Here is a 20790-nt window from a genome sequence, read left to right on the forward strand (position 1 = left end):
CCATGACCGTAAATATTGCGTTGCTGCGGGGCATTAACGTCGGCGGAAAAAACAAAATCAAGATGGCCGACTTGCGCGAGGCATTAACCGCTATCGGATTACAGGATGTCCAGACGTATATTCAGAGCGGCAATATTTTATTCAAGTCGGATGAAGAAGAAGCCGTGCTGCGGAAGCAGATTGAACAGCAGATTGACACGGTGTTTGGGCTTTCGATCAAGGTCATTATGCGGACAGCGGAGGAGATGCGGGCTATCGCCGCAAGCTGTCCGTTTACGGAAGAGCAGCTTGCGGCGGCGGCAGCCACGGCGCAGGGGGAATCCCTGTATGTGTCGATGATGCTGGAAGAGCCTGCAGCCGAGCAGCTCGATATGCTCCGGTCGTTCGAAACGACTGAGGAGCTATTCGGCAGCAAGGTACGGGATTTGTATTTGCTGTTCTATCAAACGGTTCGCAATTCCAAGCTTGCGGTGAAGGCGGAAAAGCTTGGGGTGCATTCCACCGTCCGCAACTGGAACACGATTAACAAGCTGGTGTCGCTTGCGGACGGGATGGAATCTTCTAGGTCTCCGTCATGACCCCGCCGTTCACATGCAGAACTTGACCGGTAACAAACGAGGAATCGTCGGATGCGAGATAAATATAAGTAGGCGCTAGCTCGAATGGCTGGCCGGCGCGTTTCATCGGCGTCTCCAGGCCAAAGCTTTTGACATATTCGGCAGAGTAGCTCGATACGATAAGCGGCGTCCAGATCGGACCGGGAGCAACGGCGTTTACGCGTATGCCGCAGCCTACGAGCTGAAGAGACAAGGAACGGGTGAAGGAGACGATGGCGCCTTTGGTCGAGGAATAATCAACCAGCAGCGGTGCTCCCGCATAGGCCGTAACGGATGCCGTACTAATAATGGAGCTTCCGGCCTTCAAGTGGGGGAGGGCAGCTTTGGTCAAATAGAAATGCGGGAAGATGTTTGTCCTGTACGTATCCTCGAGCTGCTCGTTGGAAATGTCCAGAATGCATTTTTGCGGGAATTGCACGGCTTGATTCAAGACTAGGATGTCCAGACAGCCATAGTGCCCGATTGTTTTTTGGACAACCTCCGCGGAAAATTCCGGCTTTCTGAGATCGCCTTCGATCAGCAGGCAGCGTCCCCCGTATTGCTCCACCATCCGCTTGGTAGCCAGCGCGTCTTCGCGTTCGTACAAATAAACGATTGCGACATCCGCGCCTTCCTTGGAAAATCCGATCGCAACGGCGCGGCCTATGCCGCTGTCACCGCCCGTAATAATCGCGACTTTGCCTTTCAGCTTGCCGCTGCCCCTGTATTCCGGGTTATCCGAGATCGGAGTCGGATTCATAAGATATTCCAGGCCGGGCTGTCGGTCCTGATGCTGCGGCGGAAAGGTCACCGGTACCTGCTTGCATTTGGTTTCCTGGCTGTAATAAGGATAATAGGGTATCATGCTGGGCCTCCAAAACAGAAAAGTTTGCTATAGGGTATTCACCTATTCCCGGGAAGGTGTACGTTTGCCTATACCAACCCCTGGGTATTGGCATACGCTAACGCAGGCATTTAATTACTTTTCTGATAAAGGAGTAATTGCTAATGACGAAATCTAATCGGACATTTGTCCCTGGAGGCTTTCCGCCGGGCTCGCCGGGCGGATTCCCGCCGCCATGGGGCTGGCAGCCGCCGCGTCCTCCATGGTGGGGTTGGGGACCACCGCCACGTCCGCCGTGGTGGGGCTGGGGACCGCCGCCGCGTCCGCCATGGGGCGGGCCGGGATTTGGACCGGGATTTGGACCAGGATTTGGACCGGGCATAGGCGGTCCGGGACCGGGTCCGGGTGGACCGGGCATAGGAGGCCCAGGCGGCCTAGGTGGCCCAGGTGGTCCGCCTCCGGGAGGACCGCGGGTTAGCAGAAATAAATAATGAATAATAAAAGCCGTCCAATTCATGGACGGCTTTTTTCATGAACATCACGGCGCTTGCTGAAGAGCCTCCCGCGCAAAAGAAATCCATTCGCGCGTAGCGAAAGATTGGTAGCTGTCGCGGCGCCAGATCATGGCCAGATGCCAGGGAATACTTGGCGAAGTCAGCGGGATAATGCGAAGCCGTTCCAGATCGAGCTCCCTGCATATCGCCTCGGGCAGCAGCGCGATTCCCAGCTTTGCGGCTACCATCTCGCTGATGAAATCCCATTGGGTGCTCTTGAAGACGACATCCGGCAGAAATCCCAGCTTCTCGCATTCGGCGATGATCCGGTCATGCAGCGTAAATTCCTCATGGAAGAATAGAAACGGCTCTTCCTGAAGCTCAATAAGCGGCACTTCGCTCCGGCTGGCGAGCTTATGCGAAGGAGGGACAACCAGCATCAGGTCCTGCCGCAGGAAGCAGAAGGATTCGAACTTCTCCTCATTCGTCGGCAGCAGAATAACCCCGATATCCAGCGCGCCCGAGCCTACCTCGGCCTCGACCTTCTTAGCGCCGTGCTCAAACAGCTGCATCGTAATTTTGGGGTACTTCTCGCGAAACTTTCCGATGATACGGGGGAAAAAGGTGACCCCTACCATAGGCGGCAGGCCGATGCGGATATGTCCGACCTTTAGCTCCATAAGCTCGGACAGCCGCGAATTCATGTTGCCGAACGATTGGACCATTTGCTGAGCTTGCTCGAGCAGAATCGAACCGGCATCGGTTATTACGATTTTTTTGCCGACCCGTTCGAATAGGACAACTCCCAGCTCTTCTTCAAGATTTTTGATCATTTTGCTGATGGTCGGCTGGGTAATATAAAGGGATTGGGCGGCTTTCGTGAAGCTTTGGAAACGGGCGGCTTCCACAAAATATTGCAAGTGTCTTATATCCAAGCGCAAGCTTCTCCTTATCCATAGATAATTGGAATGAAAACCATTCTGTAAATGTATTTTACCTATGAAAAAGGCTGCTGTACACTTCCATTAAAGGGAGTTGGCCGTTATGCGTTACGCAGTTAAATTAATCATTCAGGTTTTATTCTTTATCGTATTCTCGTGGCTGATGAACCACATGGTTGAATGGCTTCATTTGCCTGTTCCCGGCAGCATTTTGGGTATGCTAATCTTGTTTATCCTGCTGCAGGCGAAAATAATTCCTCGCAAATTCGTGGAGTCCGGCTCCGATTGGCTTATTGCGACGATGCTGCTCTTTTTTATTCCGCCCGCGGTTGGCATTATTGGCTACAAGCAGCTTATTATGAGCGCCGGCGTTCAAATCGCGCTTGTCATTACGCTTGGCACCGTTATCGTTATGTTGTGCAGCGGACTGGTGGCGCAGCGGGTAGCTAAACGCAAGGAGGAATCGCGCATATGATGATGGCAGCCGTAAGTCTGCTAATTACCGTTCTCGTATATATAATGGCCCAAAAAATTTACCGTTATAAACCGATTATGTTTTTATCCCCGCTAATTGTTACGCCTGTGGTGCTGATTGTGCTGCTGGCCTTGACGCGAACCAGTTACGCCGACTACAACACAGGCGCGCATTGGCTGTCCGATATGCTGGGACCGGCAACGATTGCTTTCGCTATTCCGTTGTCCAGACATTTTGAGCTTATCAAAAAGCATGCTGCGCAAATCATAATCAGCGTATTAACCGGCTCGGCTGCTGCCGTTGCTTCGTCATTATGGCTGGCGAAAGGCCTTGGCCTTAATGACAAAATCATTTACAGCCTTATTCCGCACTCCGCGACAACCCCAATCGCCATGAATGTGTCCCAATCCATTGGCGGCATTCCGACCATTACGGCCGTTGCCGTCATGGTGACCGGAATTTTCGGGTCTTTGGTAGGGCCGCCCATTATCCGTCTGTTCCGGATCCGCAACGAAGTTGCACGTGGGATCCTGCTTGGAACAAGCGCGCATGGGGCAGGGACGTCCAAAGCGTTTGAGCTTGGCAGCATCTCGGGCACCGTATCCAGCGTGTCGATGATATTGACGGCTATTATTACGTTATTTCTGACACCGCTCCTGCTGGGACATTAAAGCAATATCAGAGAGGATCAATCATCATGCAAACCTTATCGAAGCGGCAAACCGTATTACTCATCACTTTCCTGGTGCTGGTGTGGGGGATCAACTGGCCGCTTTCCAAATACGCGCTTCATTATATGCCGCCCATCTTGTTCTCTGGGGTCAGAACGTTGCTAGGAGGCGTGCTTCTCCTTGCGGCCGCGGTCCCAAGGTACCGCCAGCTTCAAATTCGGCAGACCTGGCCGATTTATCTCCTGTCCGCAGTCGTTAACGTAGTGCTGTATTACGGGCTTCAGACGATTGGCATACAGTATCTTCCTGCCGGTTTGTTCTCGGCGATTGTTTTTCTTCAGCCTGTACTGGTCGGGCTTTTCTCATGGTTATGGCTTGGCGAGCTGATGAACGGGCTAAAAGTCATCGGCCTGGTTCTGGGTTTTGCAGGCGTAGGGGTTATATCGAGCGGGGCGAGTGGCGCTTCCGGGCATATTTCCGCGGCGGGTATATTGCTTGCGCTTGGCTCAGCGTTAAGCTGGGCACTGGGTACGATCTATGTGAAGAAGTCGAGCGGCAAGGTCGATAATATCTGGCTTGTTACGATGCAGCTCATAATCGGCGGCGTGTTTATGACCGGGCTTGGTTCCGTCACCGAAAGCTGGTCGGACGTGGTATGGAGCGGCCGATTTATTCTCAGCCTGTTATTCATCTCCATCTTTGTTATCGCGCTTGGCTGGCTTGTCTTCTATAAGCTGATGGATTCGGGCGAGGCGAGCAAGGTCGCGTCCTTCACCTTCCTGATTCCGCTGGTTGCGATCCTGATCGGCACCATGTTCCTGCATGAGCCGTTTACCTATTCGTTATTAGCAGGACTTGTTCTGGTGCTTGGCAGCATCTATCTGGTGAACCGGCCTAGGCGCGTAAGCGTTGTCCATTCCTAATGAAAAAACCGCCTGAGAAGAAGGCGGTTTTTTGTTAGTTTGTCCGAATAAAAGGATGATCGTGGATATCGAAAGTTTCGTATGCCTTGCCGACCATATCCCTGTCTTTGTCGAACAGATGGGACGCTTTATCGAAAATGCCGCTTGCTTTCGCTACATGGTTGAGTTGCTCGACCATAAACTCCGAATTGCAAAGCACGAGCACTTTTTTGCTGTAGGAAGTCAGCTCTTGTTGGAATTGTACGGCTCTTTCCGCAACTTCGGGGGAATAAACGACGGGCTCACCGTCGGAAGTGACCATGCCGCGATGATCCACCAGAACGTCCAGCTCGTCTTTCCCGTATGCGGAGCAAATGCCAAGCACAATATTGGACATGTATTCTACGTCCTGCTTACCCGATGCCAATCCGTTTACCTGGAACGACAACAGTTTTTTATCCGGATCCAGCGTGTAATGCACCCGGTCCTTGAAAGGAACGATGAAGTCTTTCGGCTGGTAGGCTTGCTTCGGAGAGAAGCGCTCGCCGGAGAATAGATAGGCAACGCCGATTTGCAGGGCAGAGGCAATCTTCTCGATATTGATAATGCTGACATTCCGTTCCCCGCGCTCAACACCGCTTATGTAACTCCGGTCAAGACCGGCCCGATAGGCTAAATGCTCCTGTGACATTCCGCTCCGGGCACGCAGTTCTTTGATTCTCTGTCCAAATTCGATGCGAATATCCACGTTAGTCCGCCCCCAGAATCTAGTATTCTCCTTTGAGATTATCCGCAATGTGACTTAAAGTCAACAGACGGATGGACGTAATGGCGATATGATAGATGCAGTTCATTGTCGTAGGAGGATTCTATGCCATTTATCCAATTACGGGATATTCCGGTCAACTATCAGATATATAACGCGGAATCCGCTTCGGAAACGATTGTTTTGATACATGGATTGGGACTTAACCTGGAAATATGGGAGCCTATTCTTCCCTTTATCAAGGAGCATTACCGGGTTGTTCTGCTGGATCTGCGGGGACATGGCCTGACGGAGAGAGGCGACGTTCCCTTAAGCTGGGAGTTATTTACCGAAGATTTACTTATGCTGCTGACCAAGCTCGAGCTTGGTCCCGTTCACCTGCTCGGACATGGCTTTGGCGCAAGCCTAGCCGTAAAGTTCAGTATAGAGCATGCTGAGCTGGTGAAAAGCCTTGTTCTGTTGTCGACGCCTGCCTTTTTGCCGAGAAAAACGGTAGCGTCCATTATCCAAGGCCGCAAGCAGCTCATTAGTAAAGGAAACATGCTGAATCTTGCGGAAAGCTTGGTTAACGGAATCTTCAAGCTGACGGAGGAGCATGCATTATACCGTAAAATCATTGCAGGCTATATGGCCGTATCGCCGGAGACTTACTTCGATACATTCGAATTGTATGGGGAAACGCCGGTTAACGAGGATTTCGCTCGGTTGGCCCATCCTACGCTGACGCTGATCGGCTCCGAGGATTCGATCTCCCTGACATCCAATGCGTTGTCCTCACAGCTGCTTATGCATTCATCCGTCGTTGTGGTTCCTAGCGCAACCAATACGTTATTCATTGACCAGCCGCAATTTACGTTTGAACGGATTCGCGAGTTTATTATTGATCCATCGCAGGTGGCAACGGATTACGCCTCCTTCGAATGTCATGTCGCGAAATACGTGATGCAGTATTTCAACGAAGCTTTTGAACAGGTGCTGAACAAAAAAGCGGTACAGGCTTAGGGCCTGTATCGCCTTTTTGTTTTATAATAGAACATTATTGCTAATAAGATTGGTGAGGATCATGGACATAAATAACACGATTCTGAATATTGTTGACCGCCTGAAACAAGTAGGAGGCATAACGGCAATTGTTCTGGGAGGTTCAAGGGCTAGAGGGACGGAGAGCCCCGAATCGGATATCGATATTGGGATTTACTATGACTCCGAGGCAGGTCTCGATATAACCGGGCTTCGTAAAGCTGCTGCCGGAATGGACGACGAGCATAGAGATGACGTAGTGACCGAAACAGGCGAGTGGGGACCCTGGATTAATGGCGGGGGCTGGCTTAAAATCAATCAAATTCCCGTCGATTTCATCTACCGGGATCAAAACAAAGTGTCGCAAGTAATCGAACAATGCATTAGCGGGAATATCGCCATGGATTATCAGCCCGGCCATCCTCATGGATTCGTGAACACGATTTATTTGGCGGAGATTGCGCTATGCCGAGTGTTATGGGATCCTTCGGGAATCGTAGGCAAGCTGAAAAGCAAAACAATTCCGTATCCGGCTGCATTAAAAAAAGCGATTATCCAAAGGTTTTACTGGGAGGCGGGCTTTTCTCTCGAGAATGGATATAAAGGTATTTATAAAAACGATTTAGCTTATATTGCGGGCTGCTGCTTCCGTTCGGTGGCATGCTTGAATCAGGTGCTTTTTGCGGTTAATGAAACCTACTTCATGAATGAAAAAGGGGCTTCCGCTATCGTCGATTCTTTTGCCGTCGCACCAAGCCATTACTCCCGTAGAGTGAATGAAATTTTCACTTTCATTACGGAAGATCCGGATCGCTTGAAGAATGCCGTGAACCTGATGCGGGAGCTCATTGAGGAAACGGAACAACTTATGAAGTAAGTATTTGACAAATCTATGCGTTCTGTTGTAAAAATGGAATAACAAAATCATATGCCAACTTGCGATGATGAAGAGAGTACGCATAACGAATACTCCAGAGAGCTGATGGATGGTGCGAATCAGTGTAGGGATTATGCCGAAGTGGGCTTCTGAGCATCCAAACCGAAAAGAATTTGAGTAGGCTTTGGCGAAAGTCTCGTCGTTACAAGAGACGCGTATTCCAGCATCCAGCATGCGTCGATACGTCAAAGCGAGTCCGATTTGCGCGAATCGGGCTAATGAAGGTGGTACCACGGGGTTTCTCGTCCTTTCCAAGGATGAGGGCCCCTTTTTTATTTCTATGTTGAAGAAGGGAGCAAACACATGAGCACGGTATTGACGGGCATCAAGCCAACAGGAAGAGTGCATATCGGCAATTACATCGCGGCTATTAAGCCGGCGCTGGAAATTGCAAAAAATCGGGATAACACGGCTTTGTATTTTATCGCGGATTATCACGGTTTAACGTTTATTCAAAATCGGGATGAGTTTAACGACTTATCTTACGGGATTGCGGCAACCTGGCTGGCTTTGGGGCTTGATCCGGAGCAGGTTGTATTTTACCGCCAATCCGACGTGCCGGAAATTTTCGAGCTTAGCTGGATTCTGGCTTGCATGGCGCCAAAGGGTCTTATGAATCGTGCTCATGCTTATAAGGCGATCGTGGATAAAAACGAGCAGCTTGGCGCAGACAGCGATACCGGTGTGAACATGGGCTTGTTTACGTACCCGATCCTGATGGCGGCGGATATTTTGCTTTTTCAAACGGATCAGGTTCCCGTCGGCAAAGATCAAATTCAGCATGTCGAGATTGCAAGGGATCTGGCTGAAGCTTTTAATCGCATTTATGGCGATACCTTTAAGCTGCCTAATTACATCGTGGATGAGCAAACGGCCGTAATACCGGGACTGGATGGACGGAAAATGAGCAAAAGCTACAATAATACGATTCCGTTGTTCGAAACCGCCGACAGCTTAAAGAAGCTGGTAAGCAAAATCAAGACCGATTCTACCCCGCCGAACGAGCCGAAAGATCCCGAGGCTTCGAATGTTTTTCTGCTCTATAAAGAGTTTGCCGCGGATGCACAGATTGAGGTTATGCGAGAAAGGTTTCGGAGCGGTATCAGCTGGGGAGAAGCCAAGCAGGAGCTTTATCAGGTTATGAACGCATTCTTGGAGGGACCGCGGGAGAAGTATAATCGATACATGGCGGACAGAGATCAAATCGATGATATTTTGAGAGAAGGCGCAAGGAAAGCAAGAGCGGTAGCTCAACCCCTGCTGGAGCAGGTGAAATACAGGTTGGGGCGATACAGGTAGACAATAAGAGCAAAACTCTACGGCCTCTTTAAATGAGGTGGTAGAGTTTTCTGGTTTAATCATTTAATCCTTTGCCGTCAAGAATTTGCTGATAGTATTTTTCAATTCTGGCTTCGCGCGTTTTGGGTTGCTTGGCAGCGGAGAAATGAAGCAGGTAGGCTCTTTGCCGGCCTGGAGTTAAGGCTTCAAACGCTTCCTTAAACGCAGGCTGGTCATCGAATCTGGTTTGGAGCTCTTCAGGGACCGCATACTCGTCATGCTTTTTATAAGGAATTTCCTGACCGGACTTCTCTACCTCAATAGCCTCATATATATAAGCCTTCAGGATATCTTCCAGCTCTATGATTTGCTCCACATTCGTGAACCGGATTTGGCGAGCAGCCTGCACGTTTTCGGTCTGTTGGATGAGAATGCCGCTTGGGTCCTTGAGCAGAGCACCCTTTTGAAACAGGATGGCGCAATACTCCTTAAAGCCATGGATGATTAGAATGTTTTTGCCCTCAAACGTGTAGCAGGGATGCATCCACTTGAAATCCTCGGTCAGCTCGCAATCAAGCACGATTTCTCTTAGCTTGATATATTCTTCCTTCCACTTCTTGGACTTGTTTATAAAGCCGTCAACTTTGCGGTTTAAAGTACTGTTTGTCATCGAAAAACCTCACATTAAGATTAATACAACCGATTCTTATAGCCATCCTCAAGCCGGGCGGCAATGACTTCCGGGGTTGAGCCAGCCAGGTTGGCATGCTCCGAAATGATTCGGGCGGGGGAGGGCAGCTGCTCTTTGCCGAGCCAGGTTTCGGGCTTCCACAGCCGGGAGCGGAGAAATGCTTTCGCGCAATGCATATAGCATTCCTCGACCTGTACGACGATCCCGATTTGAGGCGCGCGGTCTTTTACGGAAAGCGGCTTTAAAAGCTTCTCCTCTTTCGTTATGTAAGCATGGCCGTTTATTCTTAAAGTTTCTCCAAGTCCCGGAATAAAAAACTGCATGCCGATATGCGGATTCGATAAAATGTTGCGCAAGGTATCTATTCTTTTATTGCCGGGACGTTCCGGAATTATGAGATGCTTATCGTCCAAAACATGAACAAATCCAGGCGCATCGCCTCTTGGGGAGACATCGCAATTCCCGTTGGAATCCGCAGTCGATACAACGAGAAAAGGGGACTTGGCGATAAAATCGCGGCAGTTAGCATCTATTAGGGAAATAACCTTATGCTCGACAAGCTCGCTCGGATAGCCGATTAACGATCGAAGCTCGGCTTCGGAAGTAATCAACTGGCTCTGATCTATTTCTATCAAAACGCAATCACCCTCTCAAGGAGATTCCATTATTTTACCATAGGTTGGAAGGGGTTACGAGGTGCGGTGCTGACTTTTCAGGGCGGAATTTGATAGATATATAGAAGGGACTGACCAAAAGCTTTGCGGCTTACGGGTCAGTCCCTTTCTTCTGCGGCTTAACGATGTGGGACATCGTTAAGCCGTGATATAAGTACCTTTTTAATGCTCTTAACGATACGGGACATCGTTAAGAACGCTGAAATGGGCGGAAAAAGCTTTATTTGAAGTGAAAAGCGGCTGCTTGACGATGCGGCACATCGTTAAGCTTAGGTAAAAGCTAGGTTGGTACTCTCTTAACGATGCCGCGCATCGTTAAGGAAGGATCCTGAACTAGCGCAGCTAGTGCGGCATTCTACTTGTAATTCGCACCGTCCTAGTTACGCGTTTTCCTGCAGCCGGCTTCGGTATTCCCTCGGCGTGCAGCCAAAGCGCTGGCGGAACACGGTGTTGAAGTAGCTTAAGCTGTTGAAGCCAACGTCGAGCGCGACTTCCATGATCTTGGCATCGGATTGCCGCAGACGGCTGGCCGCCTGTTGGACGCGGTAGCTGTTCATATATTCGATTGGGCTTTTTGTGGTCATCCGTTTGAAGAACCGGCAAAAATACGACTCGCTCATTCTTGCCAGCTCGGCGAGCTTCCGCAAAGGAATAGGCTCGGCATAATTCTGTTCTATATATTCGATTACCGTCTTGAGCCGCTCAATCCGGAAGCCTTCCTGTTCGGGCTTTACCCGTACGGACGGTTTTCCCAGGCTGACCAGCTTAGCGAATATGCTGAACAGTAGTCCTTTTATCGTAAGCTCCGAAGAGGTATGTTCGTGACGATGAACCTCAAACAACTGTTCGAGCAAGGCAAGAAGCTCCATGCCGGAGCCGGGTTCCCGGCGCAAATGGGCTGGTACTTCGTATCTTCCCTCAAGAACGGGAGATATATAACGGTCGAACAAATAATCGATGGATCCGCTGCTGAACAAGCTGGAATGGAACACAACAGCCTCGAAAGAGCATGGTTTATCTCCTACAACATACCCGGAATGAAGCTCGCCGGAATTAACGAAGATCGCTTCCCCCGCCTGCAGCTCGTAATCCTGCAGATCGACACGGAATACGGCTGTTCCTTCCGTCACGAGCAGCAGCTCAAGCTCGTCATGCCAATGCAAATCGAGTAACGGAGCATCAGCCGGACAGGTGATTTCGTACAAGCTTACCGGATAGATGGGGGTACCATGCTTGCGTGCTTCTTTCAGCAATGATTTATCCATAAACAAAACTCCTATAGAAAAATAGACAATGTCAAAATCGTGATAATAATGAGCAATATTTAGGCAGAGTTAAAGAGAATAAGACAATATTATTATATCATAACCGTTTACAAGGTACGAGAAGCTACTGAGTACCTAGCAACAACCCAGAAATCCTTGCACGGCAAGACTTTTATGACGTTTCATTAAGCAAACGCTTTCGAAGCTATAATTGCTTCGCAATTATTCAGCGAATGCTTACGAAGTATGAATTGCTTCACAATTCATAAGCAAATGCTTACGAAGCTATATTTGCTTCGCAATTATTAAGCAAATGCTTACGAAGTATGAATTGCTTCACAATTCATTTTAGGAGGAACCCAAACATGAAATTTACCGATGGTTATTGGCAAATTCGCGAAGGCGTTCATATGCAGCATCCGGTTGATGTTCGCGAATTGAAAGAAAAGAACGGCAAGCTGACGGCTTACATGGCAACAAAGCCCGTTGTCATCAAAGGCGATACGCTGAACGGCACGATGCTTACAGCGGAGATCAGCTCTCCAATCCCCGATGTTATTAAAGTTCGCTGGGTTCACCATGCCGGCGTGAAACAAGTTGGCCCTGAATTCGAAACTCTTGTGGATGCAAATCATAGCGTATCCGTTGAACATGACGAGCAATTCACAACCCTGACAAGCGGCGGCCTGCAGGCACGTATCCGCAAATCGCCGACCTGGGGCCTGGAATTCATCCAGAACGGCCGCAAGGTAACGGGCACAGCGCAAAAGGCTGCGGCTTACGTACAAGAGCAAGGCAAAGCGTTCTTCCGCGAAATGCTGGATCTTGGCGTTGGCGAGCAAGTATACGGTCTTGGCGAGCGCTTCACTCCGTTTATTAAGAACGGCCAGGTCGTTGATTCCTGGAACGAAGACGGCGGCACAAGCTCCGAGCAAGCTTACAAAAACGTACCTTTCTATCTGTCCAGCGCAGGTTATGGCGTATTCGTCAACCATCCGGAACGCGTATCGTTCGAGATTGGCTCCGAGGTTGTATCGAAGGTTGGCTTCAGCGTACCGGGCGAGCATCTGGAGTATTTCATCGTAGGCGGCAAAACGCTCAAGGATGTACTCGACAACTACACGAAGCTGACCGGCAAACCGGCATTGCCTCCGGCATGGTCGTTTGGCCTATGGCTGACAACGTCGTTTACTACGGACTATGATGAAGCAACGGTTAACAGCTTTATTGAAGGAATGGCTGAGCGCAATATTCCGCTTCATGTCTTCCATTTCGACTGCTTCTGGATGAAAGAATACGAATGGTGCAACTTCGAGTGGGATGCGGACATGTTCCCGGATCCGGAAGGCATGCTTCGCCGTCTGAAAGAACGCGGTCTTCGCATTTGCGTATGGATCAACTCCTACATCGGCCAGAAGTCGCCTCTCTTCCAGGAAGGCATGGAGAATGGCTATCTCGTTCGCAAACCGGACGGCAGCGTATGGCAATGGGATAAATGGCAAGCGGGCATGGGCCTTGTCGACTTCACGAACCCGGATGCGGTGAAATGGTACAAAGGTCATTTGAAACGTCTGATGGATATGGGCGTCGACTGCTTCAAAACGGACTTCGGCGAGCGTATCCCTACGGATGTCGTTTACTTCGACGGTTCCGATCCGCAAAAAATGCACAATTACTATACGCAGCTGTACAACAAAGCGGTATTCGAAGTGCTGGAAGAAAACCGCGGCAAAAACGAAGCGATGCTGTTCGCGCGTTCGGCTACGGCTGGCGGCCAGCAGTACCCGGTGCATTGGGGCGGCGACTGCTCGGCGAACTATGATTCCATGGCGGAATCGCTCCGCGGCGGCCTGTCGCTTGGCCTGTCCGGCTTTGGCTTCTGGAGCCACGATATCAGCGGCTTCGAACGGACGGCTCCACCGGATATCTACAAGCGTTGGGTAGCTTTCGGCATGCTCAGCTCGCATAGCCGTCTTCACGGCAACGAGTCGTACCGCGTGCCTTGGCTCTTTGACGAAGAATCCGTTGACGTGCTTCGTTACTTCACGGAGCTTAAGAGCAGCTTGATGCCTTATCTGTTCAACCATGCGGTTGAAGCAACGGACAAAGGCGTACCGATGATGCGCGCGATGGTTCTCGAGTTCCCTGAGGATCCAACGACTCATTATCTGGATCGCCAGTACATGTTGGGCGAAAGCCTGCTTGTCGCTCCAATCTTTAATACCGAGGGTACAGCGAAATATTACGTACCGGCGGGCAAATGGACCAGCTTGATCGACGGCACGACGGTTGAAGGCGGCAAATGGGTGGAAGAACAGCACGGCTACAGCTCGATTCCATTGCTTGTTCGTCCTAACACGCTTCTTGCCATCGGCAGCAATAACCAAAAGCCGGACTACGATTATGCGGATAACGTAACGCTGCACCTGTTCGAGCTGGAAGACGGCGCAACGGCGAAAGCGGTTATCCATGATCTGAACGGCCAGCCGCAAGCAACAGCTACGGCTACACGTACAGGCAGCACAATCGAAATCAGCTACGATGGCACAGGCAAGCCATGGCAGGCCGTATTGCGCGGTATTGCGCAGGCAGCGGCTGTTGAAGGCGCTGAATCGCAGCAAACATCCGAAGGCTTGAAGCTTGTTCCAGCCTCCGGTCAGAAGATCATTGTAAAACTGTAAGTTTGTAAAATGATAGGCGACCGGCCGCTTGCTCCCAAAGAGCAAGCGGCTGTTTGCCCATTCGTACGTAACAAAGATACGCACGGCAATAGAAAAAGCCCGGAAAGGGAGTTTTACTCCCATCTCCGGGCTAACAAACAGCTATTTGCCGAAGCGGAACCAGCTCAGCTTCGTTTCGCCTTCGCCTTGAACAACCAGATACACTTGATGCTTGCCGGCTGCTCGCTCAATCGATCCGCTGACAGTCTGCCAAGCGGAGCTTGCTTGCAGCGTCAGGCTGCCAACGAGCGGACCGTCCGGAGCATCCAGGCGGATTTCCAGGGCTGCGCCTTTCGCAGACAAGGCTCTTGCTTCGAAGAAGCAGATTTCTTCGCCGATCAGGACGTCATCGTAACGGAGCCAAGCAGCGGACGATGTTGTTGCTGCGCTGTCGCCGCCTTCGGTACTGTCGCTGATGATGATATTGGAATAATCGTCATAATTCACGGCACCGGTAACTTGGGACAAATCGCGTGGCGGAATCGTCTCGCCGGCAACGGTCAAGGCTCCTTCCAGGCGGATATCGCCGGAGGATGCTCCAACGAGGAACGCATAGCTGCCTTGCTCGACGCACATTTTGCTTCTGGTCACATCCCAGAAAGCGAGGGCGGAACGATCCAGCGCGAAGCTTACTTCCCTGGATTCGCCGGCAGAAAGCGCAATGCGTTCGAACGATTGGAGCTGTCTGAGCGGACGCTTCACGCGGGATTCCAAGGCTCTTGTGTACAGCTGAACTACTTCTTCCCCGTCTGCTTCGCTAGTATTCGTAATGCGGAAGCTAACGGTTATCGAATTTTCGGACTGCTCAAGCGCGAGAGCATCGTACTGGAATCGGCTGTAGGATAGACCGTGTCCGAATGGATATAATGGCTTTCCGGCAAAATACTGGTAAGTGCGTTCGCTTTTGATAATATCGTAATCCATAAATTCGCCAAGCTGGTCAGCCGACTCATACCAGGTCATGTTGACGCGTCCAGCCGGATTGTAATCGCCGAAGAGGACGTCTGCCAGCGCATGGCCAAGCTCTTGGCCGGCATGCGACAGATAGACGATCGCAGGAATATTCTCCTGTACCCAAGGCATGGCGAACGGATAGCTGCCGACAACAACAACTACGGTATTCGGATTAACGGCGTAGACTTCGCGAATGAGCTTTTCTTGATAAGCGGCAAGCGTCAGGTCAGGGCGGTCAATCGTCTCTTTTCCGTTAATGAGCGGATGGTTACCGACAACAACAACCGCAACTTCGTTGTTGCGCGCGGCAGCAATCGCTTCCTGCAGACCGTCGGTTTCTTTTTCCATGGCAAATGGCTCGGCCATAATCGCATCGCCATCTTGGACTTCCAAGGCTCCGGTCTCGGCATTAACGGTTACGGGACGATTGTTCCAGGTCGTGAAGGTCACGACGTTCTCGTCATGCTGCGGGCGAACGTGGAATACTTCCTTGGTGAACCATTCCCAAATATGCTCGGACGATGCGGTGATTTTCTCGTCGTCGGTCGTCAGGTAGAGCTTGTTGTTCTCCGCGATGAGCGTATGGCTGTCCCAGCCCCAGTCGGTTGTTTCGAACAGCTCGGCAGAATCGGCACCTTGGGAGCTTGCGGACAGCGAGTTTTTCTCGTCGCTTCCAAGCGTGACGTACTTGCCGTTCTTCAGCGATTTAAGCTTCACGCGGCTGCTGCCCGTTGCAAGGGTTACCGCTTGATGAGTACCGTTCATTTTCTTCCGGATGCCTTCGAACGGCGAAATGGAGTAAGGCATAAGACCGCTATACCAGTCGCGGTACACGATGCCGGCCAGTGGGCCGATAACGGCGGCTTTGCTCAGCTTATCCGCGGATAGCGGCAGGATACCGTCGTTTTTGAGCAGCACGATGCTCTTGCGTACGGCATCAAGGGCAAGCTCGGCATGCTCCGGCTTCATGATGACGGATTCGTCGATTGCCGCATACGGGTTGCGCTCCGCCGGATCAAATTCGCCAAGGCGGAAGCGGACTCGGAACGTATTGCGCAGCGCGATGTCGAGATCATTTTCGGTCAGCATTCCTTCGGCCAGCGCATCGCGGATCGCCTGCTTCGAAATCGGATGATCGTCGGTGATGCTGTCTACGCCGGCTTTGATCGTGAGAGCTACCGCTTCCTTGTACGTGTCGACGTAATGATGGTCGTTGACGGTGCCAAGCACGTCGCCGGCGTCGCTTACGACAAAACCGTTCATGCCCCAATCCCGCTTAACGATGTTGTTCACATCCGGATTGATGTTGGCGGGAACGCCGTTTACCGAATTGTACGCCGTCATCATCGACAGCGCTCCGCCTTCCTTGAACGGAATTTCGAACGCTTTCAGGTAGTATTCGTGTTTGTTGCGCGGGTCCAGGCTGACGGAGCATTCTCCGCGGTCCGCTTCATTGTTGTTGCCGATAAAATGCTTGAGCGATGCGACCGCTTTCACGTAAAACGGATGGTCGCCCTGAATGCCTTGCGTCAGCGCGGCGGACAGCTTGCCAGTTAGATGCGGGTCTTCGCCGTAAGCTTCTTCGGTGCGGCCCCAGCGCGGATCGCGCTCCATATCGACGGTTGGCGCCCATAACGTCAAGCCGTTATGCGTAGGATTCTGGGCATAGAAGCCACGTGCTTCGTCGCCGATGACGCTTCCGATCTTGCGGAGCAGGTCTTTGTCCCAGGTACAAGCGAGTCCAATCGGCTGAGGGAAAGTGGTTGCTTCGCCCAGCCAGGCCATGCCATGCGCCGCTTCGGTGCCGTGCTTGTAGGCTTTAACGCCAAGATGGCCAATCTCGTCCTGGTACTGGCACATCAGATTGATTTTTTCTTCCAGGGTGAATCGGTTAACCAAATCATTAACGCGCTGCTCGAGCGGCAGGTCGGGGTTTTGAAATGGATATTTTGCTTCCGGATGTTGGGTCACGACAAAGTCAGCTCCTTTAATTGTAAGGGGTTTCAAAAAATTCTAACATGACTGCGCAACCGTTCATACCCGACAAATTGGAGATAAAATCCCTGTACAATTAGCGGTTGAACCCCTAGAATGTAAACGCAATCAAATATTTTCGTAATGGTGACGGGGGGCTTGCAAGATGTTTCAGATGTTCTCGCACCTGCTCAACAACGTAAAGCTGAGAACAAAGCTCATCTTATCCTGTATCGTAGTCGCATTCATCCCAATTCTGATCGTTGGCGTGTTTCTGACAAACGAGCTGCGCAATATGGCGCTGGATAACGCGATGGAGCAGACGCATACAAACGTGCAGCGGGTCAAAGCAAGGACGACCGAGCTGATGAATGTCGCTTACGACAGCGCTTACCGTCTGGAGAACAGCCGGCTGGAGGCGGTGACGAACCGGAAATACGAATCGACCTACGAGGTCGTTAAAGCATACCGGGAATATACCGATTTCAATGAGATTAGGCAGCAGCATGACGAAGTAGCGAATATCCGGTTTTACATGGAGAATCCAACGATGCTCAACAACTGGGATTTCATCCAGCCGGACAATTCGATTAAGGAAACCTTCTGGTATACGAAAGCATTAAAACCCGGCAGCGGCGTGAATTGGTATTATCTCGAGGACGAGCGGGACAAGCGTAGTTATTTGAGTCTCGTGCGCGGAATAAGCTTTTCGAGCAACCATTCAAGCGGCGTCCTGGTCATTACGCTTAATATGCAGGCGCTGAACAGCATCCTGAATCAGGAATCGTTCGAGACGATGATTGTTGACGACAATAACCGGATTGTTGCCGCAAACCGGATGGGCCGGGCGGGGAAAACGCTGCAGGAAATCGACTACGAGCAAAGCATCGTGGAAGAGAAGAGCGGAATGTACTCCGCGAATATAGACGGTCAAGCCTCGCGTGTCCTGATAGAGCCTTTGATACCCGAAGCCAGCGGAAATACGCTTCGCATTATTTCGGTATTTTCGGTAGACACGATTGTAGCGGATGCCAACCGGATTAACTCGCTTGCCTTAACGGTTATTTCAATCAGCTTGATTATTGCCATTTTCCTGATTATAGGCGTATCCACGATTATAACGAAGCGGATGCTCCGCTTGAGCAAGCATATTACGAAGGTTGCGACCGGCAAGCTTGACATCGTGATGGAGATTGACGGCAGGGATGAGATTGGACAGCTGTCCAGGCAGTTCAATTCCATGGTGTCGAGCATTAATAGCCTCGTCGAGGAAGTCCAGGAATCCAACAAGATGAAAAGCCTGCTTGAAACCAAGCAGAACGAAATCAAACTGAAGATGATGGCCAGCCAGATTAATCCGCATTTCCTGTTTAACGCGCTGGAATCGATCCGGATGAAAGCCCATTTGAAAGGGGAAAAGGAGATCTCGCAGGTTGTCCGCCTGCTTGGCAAGCTAATGAGGCGCAGCATCGAGGTCAGCCAGCGGCTTACCCCTCTTGCCGATGAAATCGATATTGTCCGCTGTTATTTGGATATTCAGAAATTCAGGTATGAGGACCGTTTATCCTACGAGCTTCATGTGGATCCGATTGTGGAAAGAGTGTCGATTCCTCCGCTTATTATTCAGCCGCTTGTCGAGAATGCCGTGATTCACGGCTTCGAGAACAAGATGGAGGGCGGCATGGTAACGGTTCGCGCAGTAAGGGAAGGGGATTACGTCCGGGTTGAAGTCATCGATAACGGAGCGGGGATGTCCCGCGAGAAAATAGATAAGCTTACCCAGCATTTGAACGAAACAGAGGATGCAGAAAACAACCGGATTGGTCTGCGCAATGTCCATTTACGCCTGCAGCTGACGTACGGACCGGAGCACGGGCTTCAATACGAGAGTGAACCGGGTATAGGGACGAAGGTTTCCTTCACCTTGCCTTTTGGGGAGGATTTATATGTATAAAGTATTGCTTGTAGACGATGAACCGATGATTCGGGAAGGTCTCCGGACTTTGCTGGAATGGGAGAGTCTCGGTTATGAAGTGGTTGACACCGCAGCCAACGGCAAGGATGCCCTGCAGAAATGCGAACAGCATGAGCTGGATCTCATTATCGTGGACATTCGCATGCCGGAGATGAACGGGCTTGAGCTGATCCGAACGATCCGCGAAAACGGCGGCACGATGCATGTATTGATTCTAAGCGGCTACGCGGATTTCGAATATGCCAAGCAGGCAATAGTCCAGCGGATTGACGGGTATTTGCTGAAGCCCGTTGACGAGGACGAGCTGATGGACTACTTGCAATCCCTGAGGAAAGAGCTGGATCTCGAGTATGAGACGCGCCGGAAAAGCTTGGACGAACGCCAAGGCAATGCGGAGGATGACTTGAAGCGTCTACTTGTTGAAGGAACGGCGAGCCCAAGCCTGTCTCAGCTGTCCGCTTCGCCGGATTGGAAGGAGTTCGAATTGCTGCTCGTCAAGACGCATGAACGGAATGAGGAGGAAACGGCCGGATATGCCCAGATTAAACACAGGTTATCCGAGCGGCTGGAGCAGTCGGGTGCGGGTCTTGCTATCGCCATGGAGCCGTATTTGCTGATCCTGCTGAACAAAGGCCTGGACAATGAACGCTTCCGCCGGGAAACGCATGCGATAATCGCCGATGCCTGCGAAGGATTGGCTTCGGATTTTACCGTCGTGTCGGGAGGCAAGGCAGCGTGTTGCGCGGATCTTCCGGCTGTCTATAAGAAGGCGCTTGAACGGATGAAAAACAGGTTCTTCCTGGAGAGCGGACAGATCATGGCGGAGGATCCGCATTTGCCGACAGGCAGTGGGGATTGCAAGCCGGATTTGACCGGAACGGCGGAGAAGCTTTACCTGGCGCTCGAGATTGTAAACAGGGAGGCAATCCGTCAGCAGATCGAGGAATCCGCGGAAGCGATGAAAGCGATGGGCTTTGGCGAAGCCGAGATGAAGGCGGCATTTGTTGAGCTTGTGTCAGCCGTTCTCGATAAGCTCGCCTCCAAGCGGCCGGAGCTTCCGGTCCGCGATTACCGGCAGCGAATACCGGAGTTGTTCGGCGAATACCGGATGAGCTCGCTGACCAGACTTGTTACGGCGATCATCGATCAGATTGCCGACGCTCTCGACAACTCGTCCGCGGACAAGCAGATTAATCGCATGATCGACTTGATTCACCGGAATTACAAGGAGAACCTGAAAATGGAGACGCTCGCCGAATTATTTAACTATAACAGCGCTTATCTCGGCAAGCTGTTCAAGCAGGTAACCGGAGAAAACTTCAACACGTATCTGGATAAAGTACGGATGGAACAAGCGAAAATATTACTTGAGCAAGGACTTAAGGTGTACCAGGTTGCGGAGATGGTCGGCTATGCGAACGTCGATTATTTCCACAGCAAATTCCGCAAGTATGTAGGCTCTTCGCCGTCTGTTTTCCGAAAGAAAGAATCCTGACAGGAACGCGTGGTTTTCTCTCCCCGGAGAAAATCATGCGTTTTTTGTGGTGTTGAATCCGCTTACACTAATTTTTATATGATTTTATGCCAAATCCTTTGGGTACCGAGAGCTGCCA

At 51.0% G+C, this 20790-nt stretch carries 18 protein-coding genes and 1 other annotated feature; of the genes, 11 read left to right on the plus strand and 7 right to left on the minus strand.

Annotated elements, in window-relative coordinates; genetic code table 11:
• The first annotated feature begins 2 nt into the window (after window positions 1-2).
• Window positions 3-578: a DUF1697 domain-containing protein gene (locus ACR9FF_RS09050; protein ID WP_435170480.1), complete on the plus strand. Its 576-nt coding sequence runs from the start codon at window positions 3-5 to the stop codon at window positions 576-578.
• Here ACR9FF_RS09050 and ACR9FF_RS09055 read toward each other — a convergent pair.
• Entirely contained in the window at window positions 562-1461 is a 900-nt protein-coding gene (locus ACR9FF_RS09055) for an SDR family oxidoreductase (RefSeq protein WP_435170482.1), read from the minus strand. The two genes, ACR9FF_RS09050 and ACR9FF_RS09055, sit on opposite strands and share 17 nt — an antisense overlap.
• A 143-nt stretch (window positions 1462-1604) precedes the next feature.
• Between ACR9FF_RS09055 and ACR9FF_RS09060 the strand changes: the two genes are divergently transcribed.
• On the plus strand, window positions 1605-1931 hold the full coding sequence (locus ACR9FF_RS09060) for a hypothetical protein (protein WP_435170484.1): 327 nt from the start codon (window positions 1605-1607) through the stop codon (window positions 1929-1931).
• 47 nt (window positions 1932-1978) lie between these two features.
• On the opposite strand, the gene cidR is transcribed toward ACR9FF_RS09060, so the two are convergent.
• Window positions 1979-2869, minus strand: coding sequence for a cidABC operon transcriptional activator CidR (gene cidR / locus ACR9FF_RS09065; RefSeq protein ID WP_435170486.1), 891 nt, complete (start codon window positions 2867-2869; stop codon window positions 1979-1981).
• Between the two features lie 109 nt (window positions 2870-2978).
• Between cidR and ACR9FF_RS09070 the strand changes: the two genes are divergently transcribed.
• From ACR9FF_RS09070 to ACR9FF_RS09080, 3 genes are read left to right on the plus strand one after another with little or no spacing between them, the layout of a single operon-like run.
• On the plus strand, window positions 2979-3350 hold the full coding sequence (locus ACR9FF_RS09070; protein WP_248757134.1) for a CidA/LrgA family protein: 372 nt from the start codon (window positions 2979-2981) through the stop codon (window positions 3348-3350).
• Window positions 3347-4021, plus strand: a complete 675-nt coding sequence (locus ACR9FF_RS09075; protein ID WP_127498272.1) for an LrgB family protein — start codon at window positions 3347-3349, stop codon at window positions 4019-4021. The genes ACR9FF_RS09070 and ACR9FF_RS09075 overlap by 4 nt, the downstream gene beginning before the upstream one ends.
• Before the next feature lie 26 nt (window positions 4022-4047).
• A complete protein-coding gene (locus ACR9FF_RS09080) occupies window positions 4048-4944 on the plus strand; it encodes a DMT family transporter (protein WP_435170489.1) in 897 nt (298 codons plus the stop codon).
• A gap of 34 nt (window positions 4945-4978) precedes the next feature.
• Here the strand turns inward: ACR9FF_RS09080 and ACR9FF_RS09085 are convergent, their stop codons facing one another.
• A complete protein-coding gene (locus ACR9FF_RS09085) occupies window positions 4979-5671 on the minus strand; it encodes a helix-turn-helix domain-containing protein (protein WP_127498266.1) in 693 nt (230 codons plus the stop codon).
• A 123-nt stretch (window positions 5672-5794) separates the two neighbouring features.
• Here ACR9FF_RS09085 and ACR9FF_RS09090 point away from each other — a divergent pair, with 123 nt between their 5' ends.
• From ACR9FF_RS09090 to ACR9FF_RS09100, 3 genes are all read left to right on the plus strand, one after another.
• The gene (locus ACR9FF_RS09090) at window positions 5795-6691 is read left to right on the plus strand and encodes an alpha/beta fold hydrolase (protein WP_435170491.1); all 897 of its coding nucleotides are present in this window, start codon (window positions 5795-5797) and stop codon (window positions 6689-6691) included.
• 61 nt (window positions 6692-6752) lie between these two features.
• Window positions 6753-7586, plus strand: coding sequence for a nucleotidyltransferase domain-containing protein (locus ACR9FF_RS09095; protein WP_435170493.1), 834 nt, complete (start codon window positions 6753-6755; stop codon window positions 7584-7586).
• A 55-nt stretch (window positions 7587-7641) separates the two neighbouring features.
• Window positions 7642-7899: a binding site (T-box leader), on the plus strand.
• 50 nt (window positions 7900-7949) lie between these two features.
• A complete protein-coding gene (locus tag ACR9FF_RS09100; RefSeq protein ID WP_435170495.1) occupies window positions 7950-8945 on the plus strand; it encodes a tryptophan--tRNA ligase in 996 nt (331 codons plus the stop codon).
• A 55-nt stretch (window positions 8946-9000) separates the two neighbouring features.
• Here the strand turns inward: ACR9FF_RS09100 and ACR9FF_RS09105 are convergent, their stop codons facing one another.
• From ACR9FF_RS09105 to ACR9FF_RS09115, 3 genes are all read right to left on the minus strand, one after another.
• Window positions 9001-9594, minus strand: coding sequence for a YdeI/OmpD-associated family protein (locus ACR9FF_RS09105; RefSeq protein WP_435170497.1), 594 nt, complete (start codon window positions 9592-9594; stop codon window positions 9001-9003).
• A gap of 20 nt (window positions 9595-9614) precedes the next feature.
• Complete coding sequence (locus ACR9FF_RS09110; protein ID WP_435172072.1) at window positions 9615-10247, minus strand: pyridoxamine 5'-phosphate oxidase family protein; 633 nt, start codon at window positions 10245-10247, stop codon at window positions 9615-9617.
• Window positions 10248-10669: 422 nt separating this feature from the next.
• The gene (locus ACR9FF_RS09115) at window positions 10670-11554 is read right to left on the minus strand and encodes an AraC family transcriptional regulator (protein ID WP_435170499.1); all 885 of its coding nucleotides are present in this window, start codon (window positions 11552-11554) and stop codon (window positions 10670-10672) included.
• 365 nt (window positions 11555-11919) lie between these two features.
• Here ACR9FF_RS09115 and yicI point away from each other — a divergent pair, with 365 nt between their 5' ends.
• Window positions 11920-14235, plus strand: a complete 2316-nt coding sequence (yicI, locus tag ACR9FF_RS09120) for an alpha-xylosidase (protein WP_435170501.1) — start codon at window positions 11920-11922, stop codon at window positions 14233-14235.
• Between the two features lie 141 nt (window positions 14236-14376).
• Here yicI and ACR9FF_RS09125 read toward each other — a convergent pair whose 3' ends face one another.
• Window positions 14377-17088, minus strand: a complete 2712-nt coding sequence (locus tag ACR9FF_RS09125; protein ID WP_435172074.1) for a glycoside hydrolase family 3 C-terminal domain-containing protein — start codon at window positions 17086-17088, stop codon at window positions 14377-14379.
• 280 nt (window positions 17089-17368) lie between these two features.
• Between ACR9FF_RS09125 and ACR9FF_RS09130 the strand changes: the two genes are divergently transcribed.
• Window positions 17369-19156, plus strand: coding sequence for a sensor histidine kinase (locus ACR9FF_RS09130; RefSeq protein ID WP_435170503.1), 1788 nt, complete (start codon window positions 17369-17371; stop codon window positions 19154-19156).
• Window positions 19149-20672: a response regulator transcription factor gene (locus ACR9FF_RS09135; protein WP_435170506.1), complete on the plus strand. Its 1524-nt coding sequence runs from the start codon at window positions 19149-19151 to the stop codon at window positions 20670-20672. Before ACR9FF_RS09130 ends, ACR9FF_RS09135 begins: the two co-directional genes overlap by 8 nt.
• Window positions 20673-20790: the final 118 nt, after the last annotated feature.

Origin of the sequence: Paenibacillus glycanilyticus, assembly GCF_051200795.1 — a bacterium.
Classification (GTDB): Bacteria; Bacillota; Bacilli; order Paenibacillales; family Paenibacillaceae; genus Pristimantibacillus; species Pristimantibacillus glycanilyticus.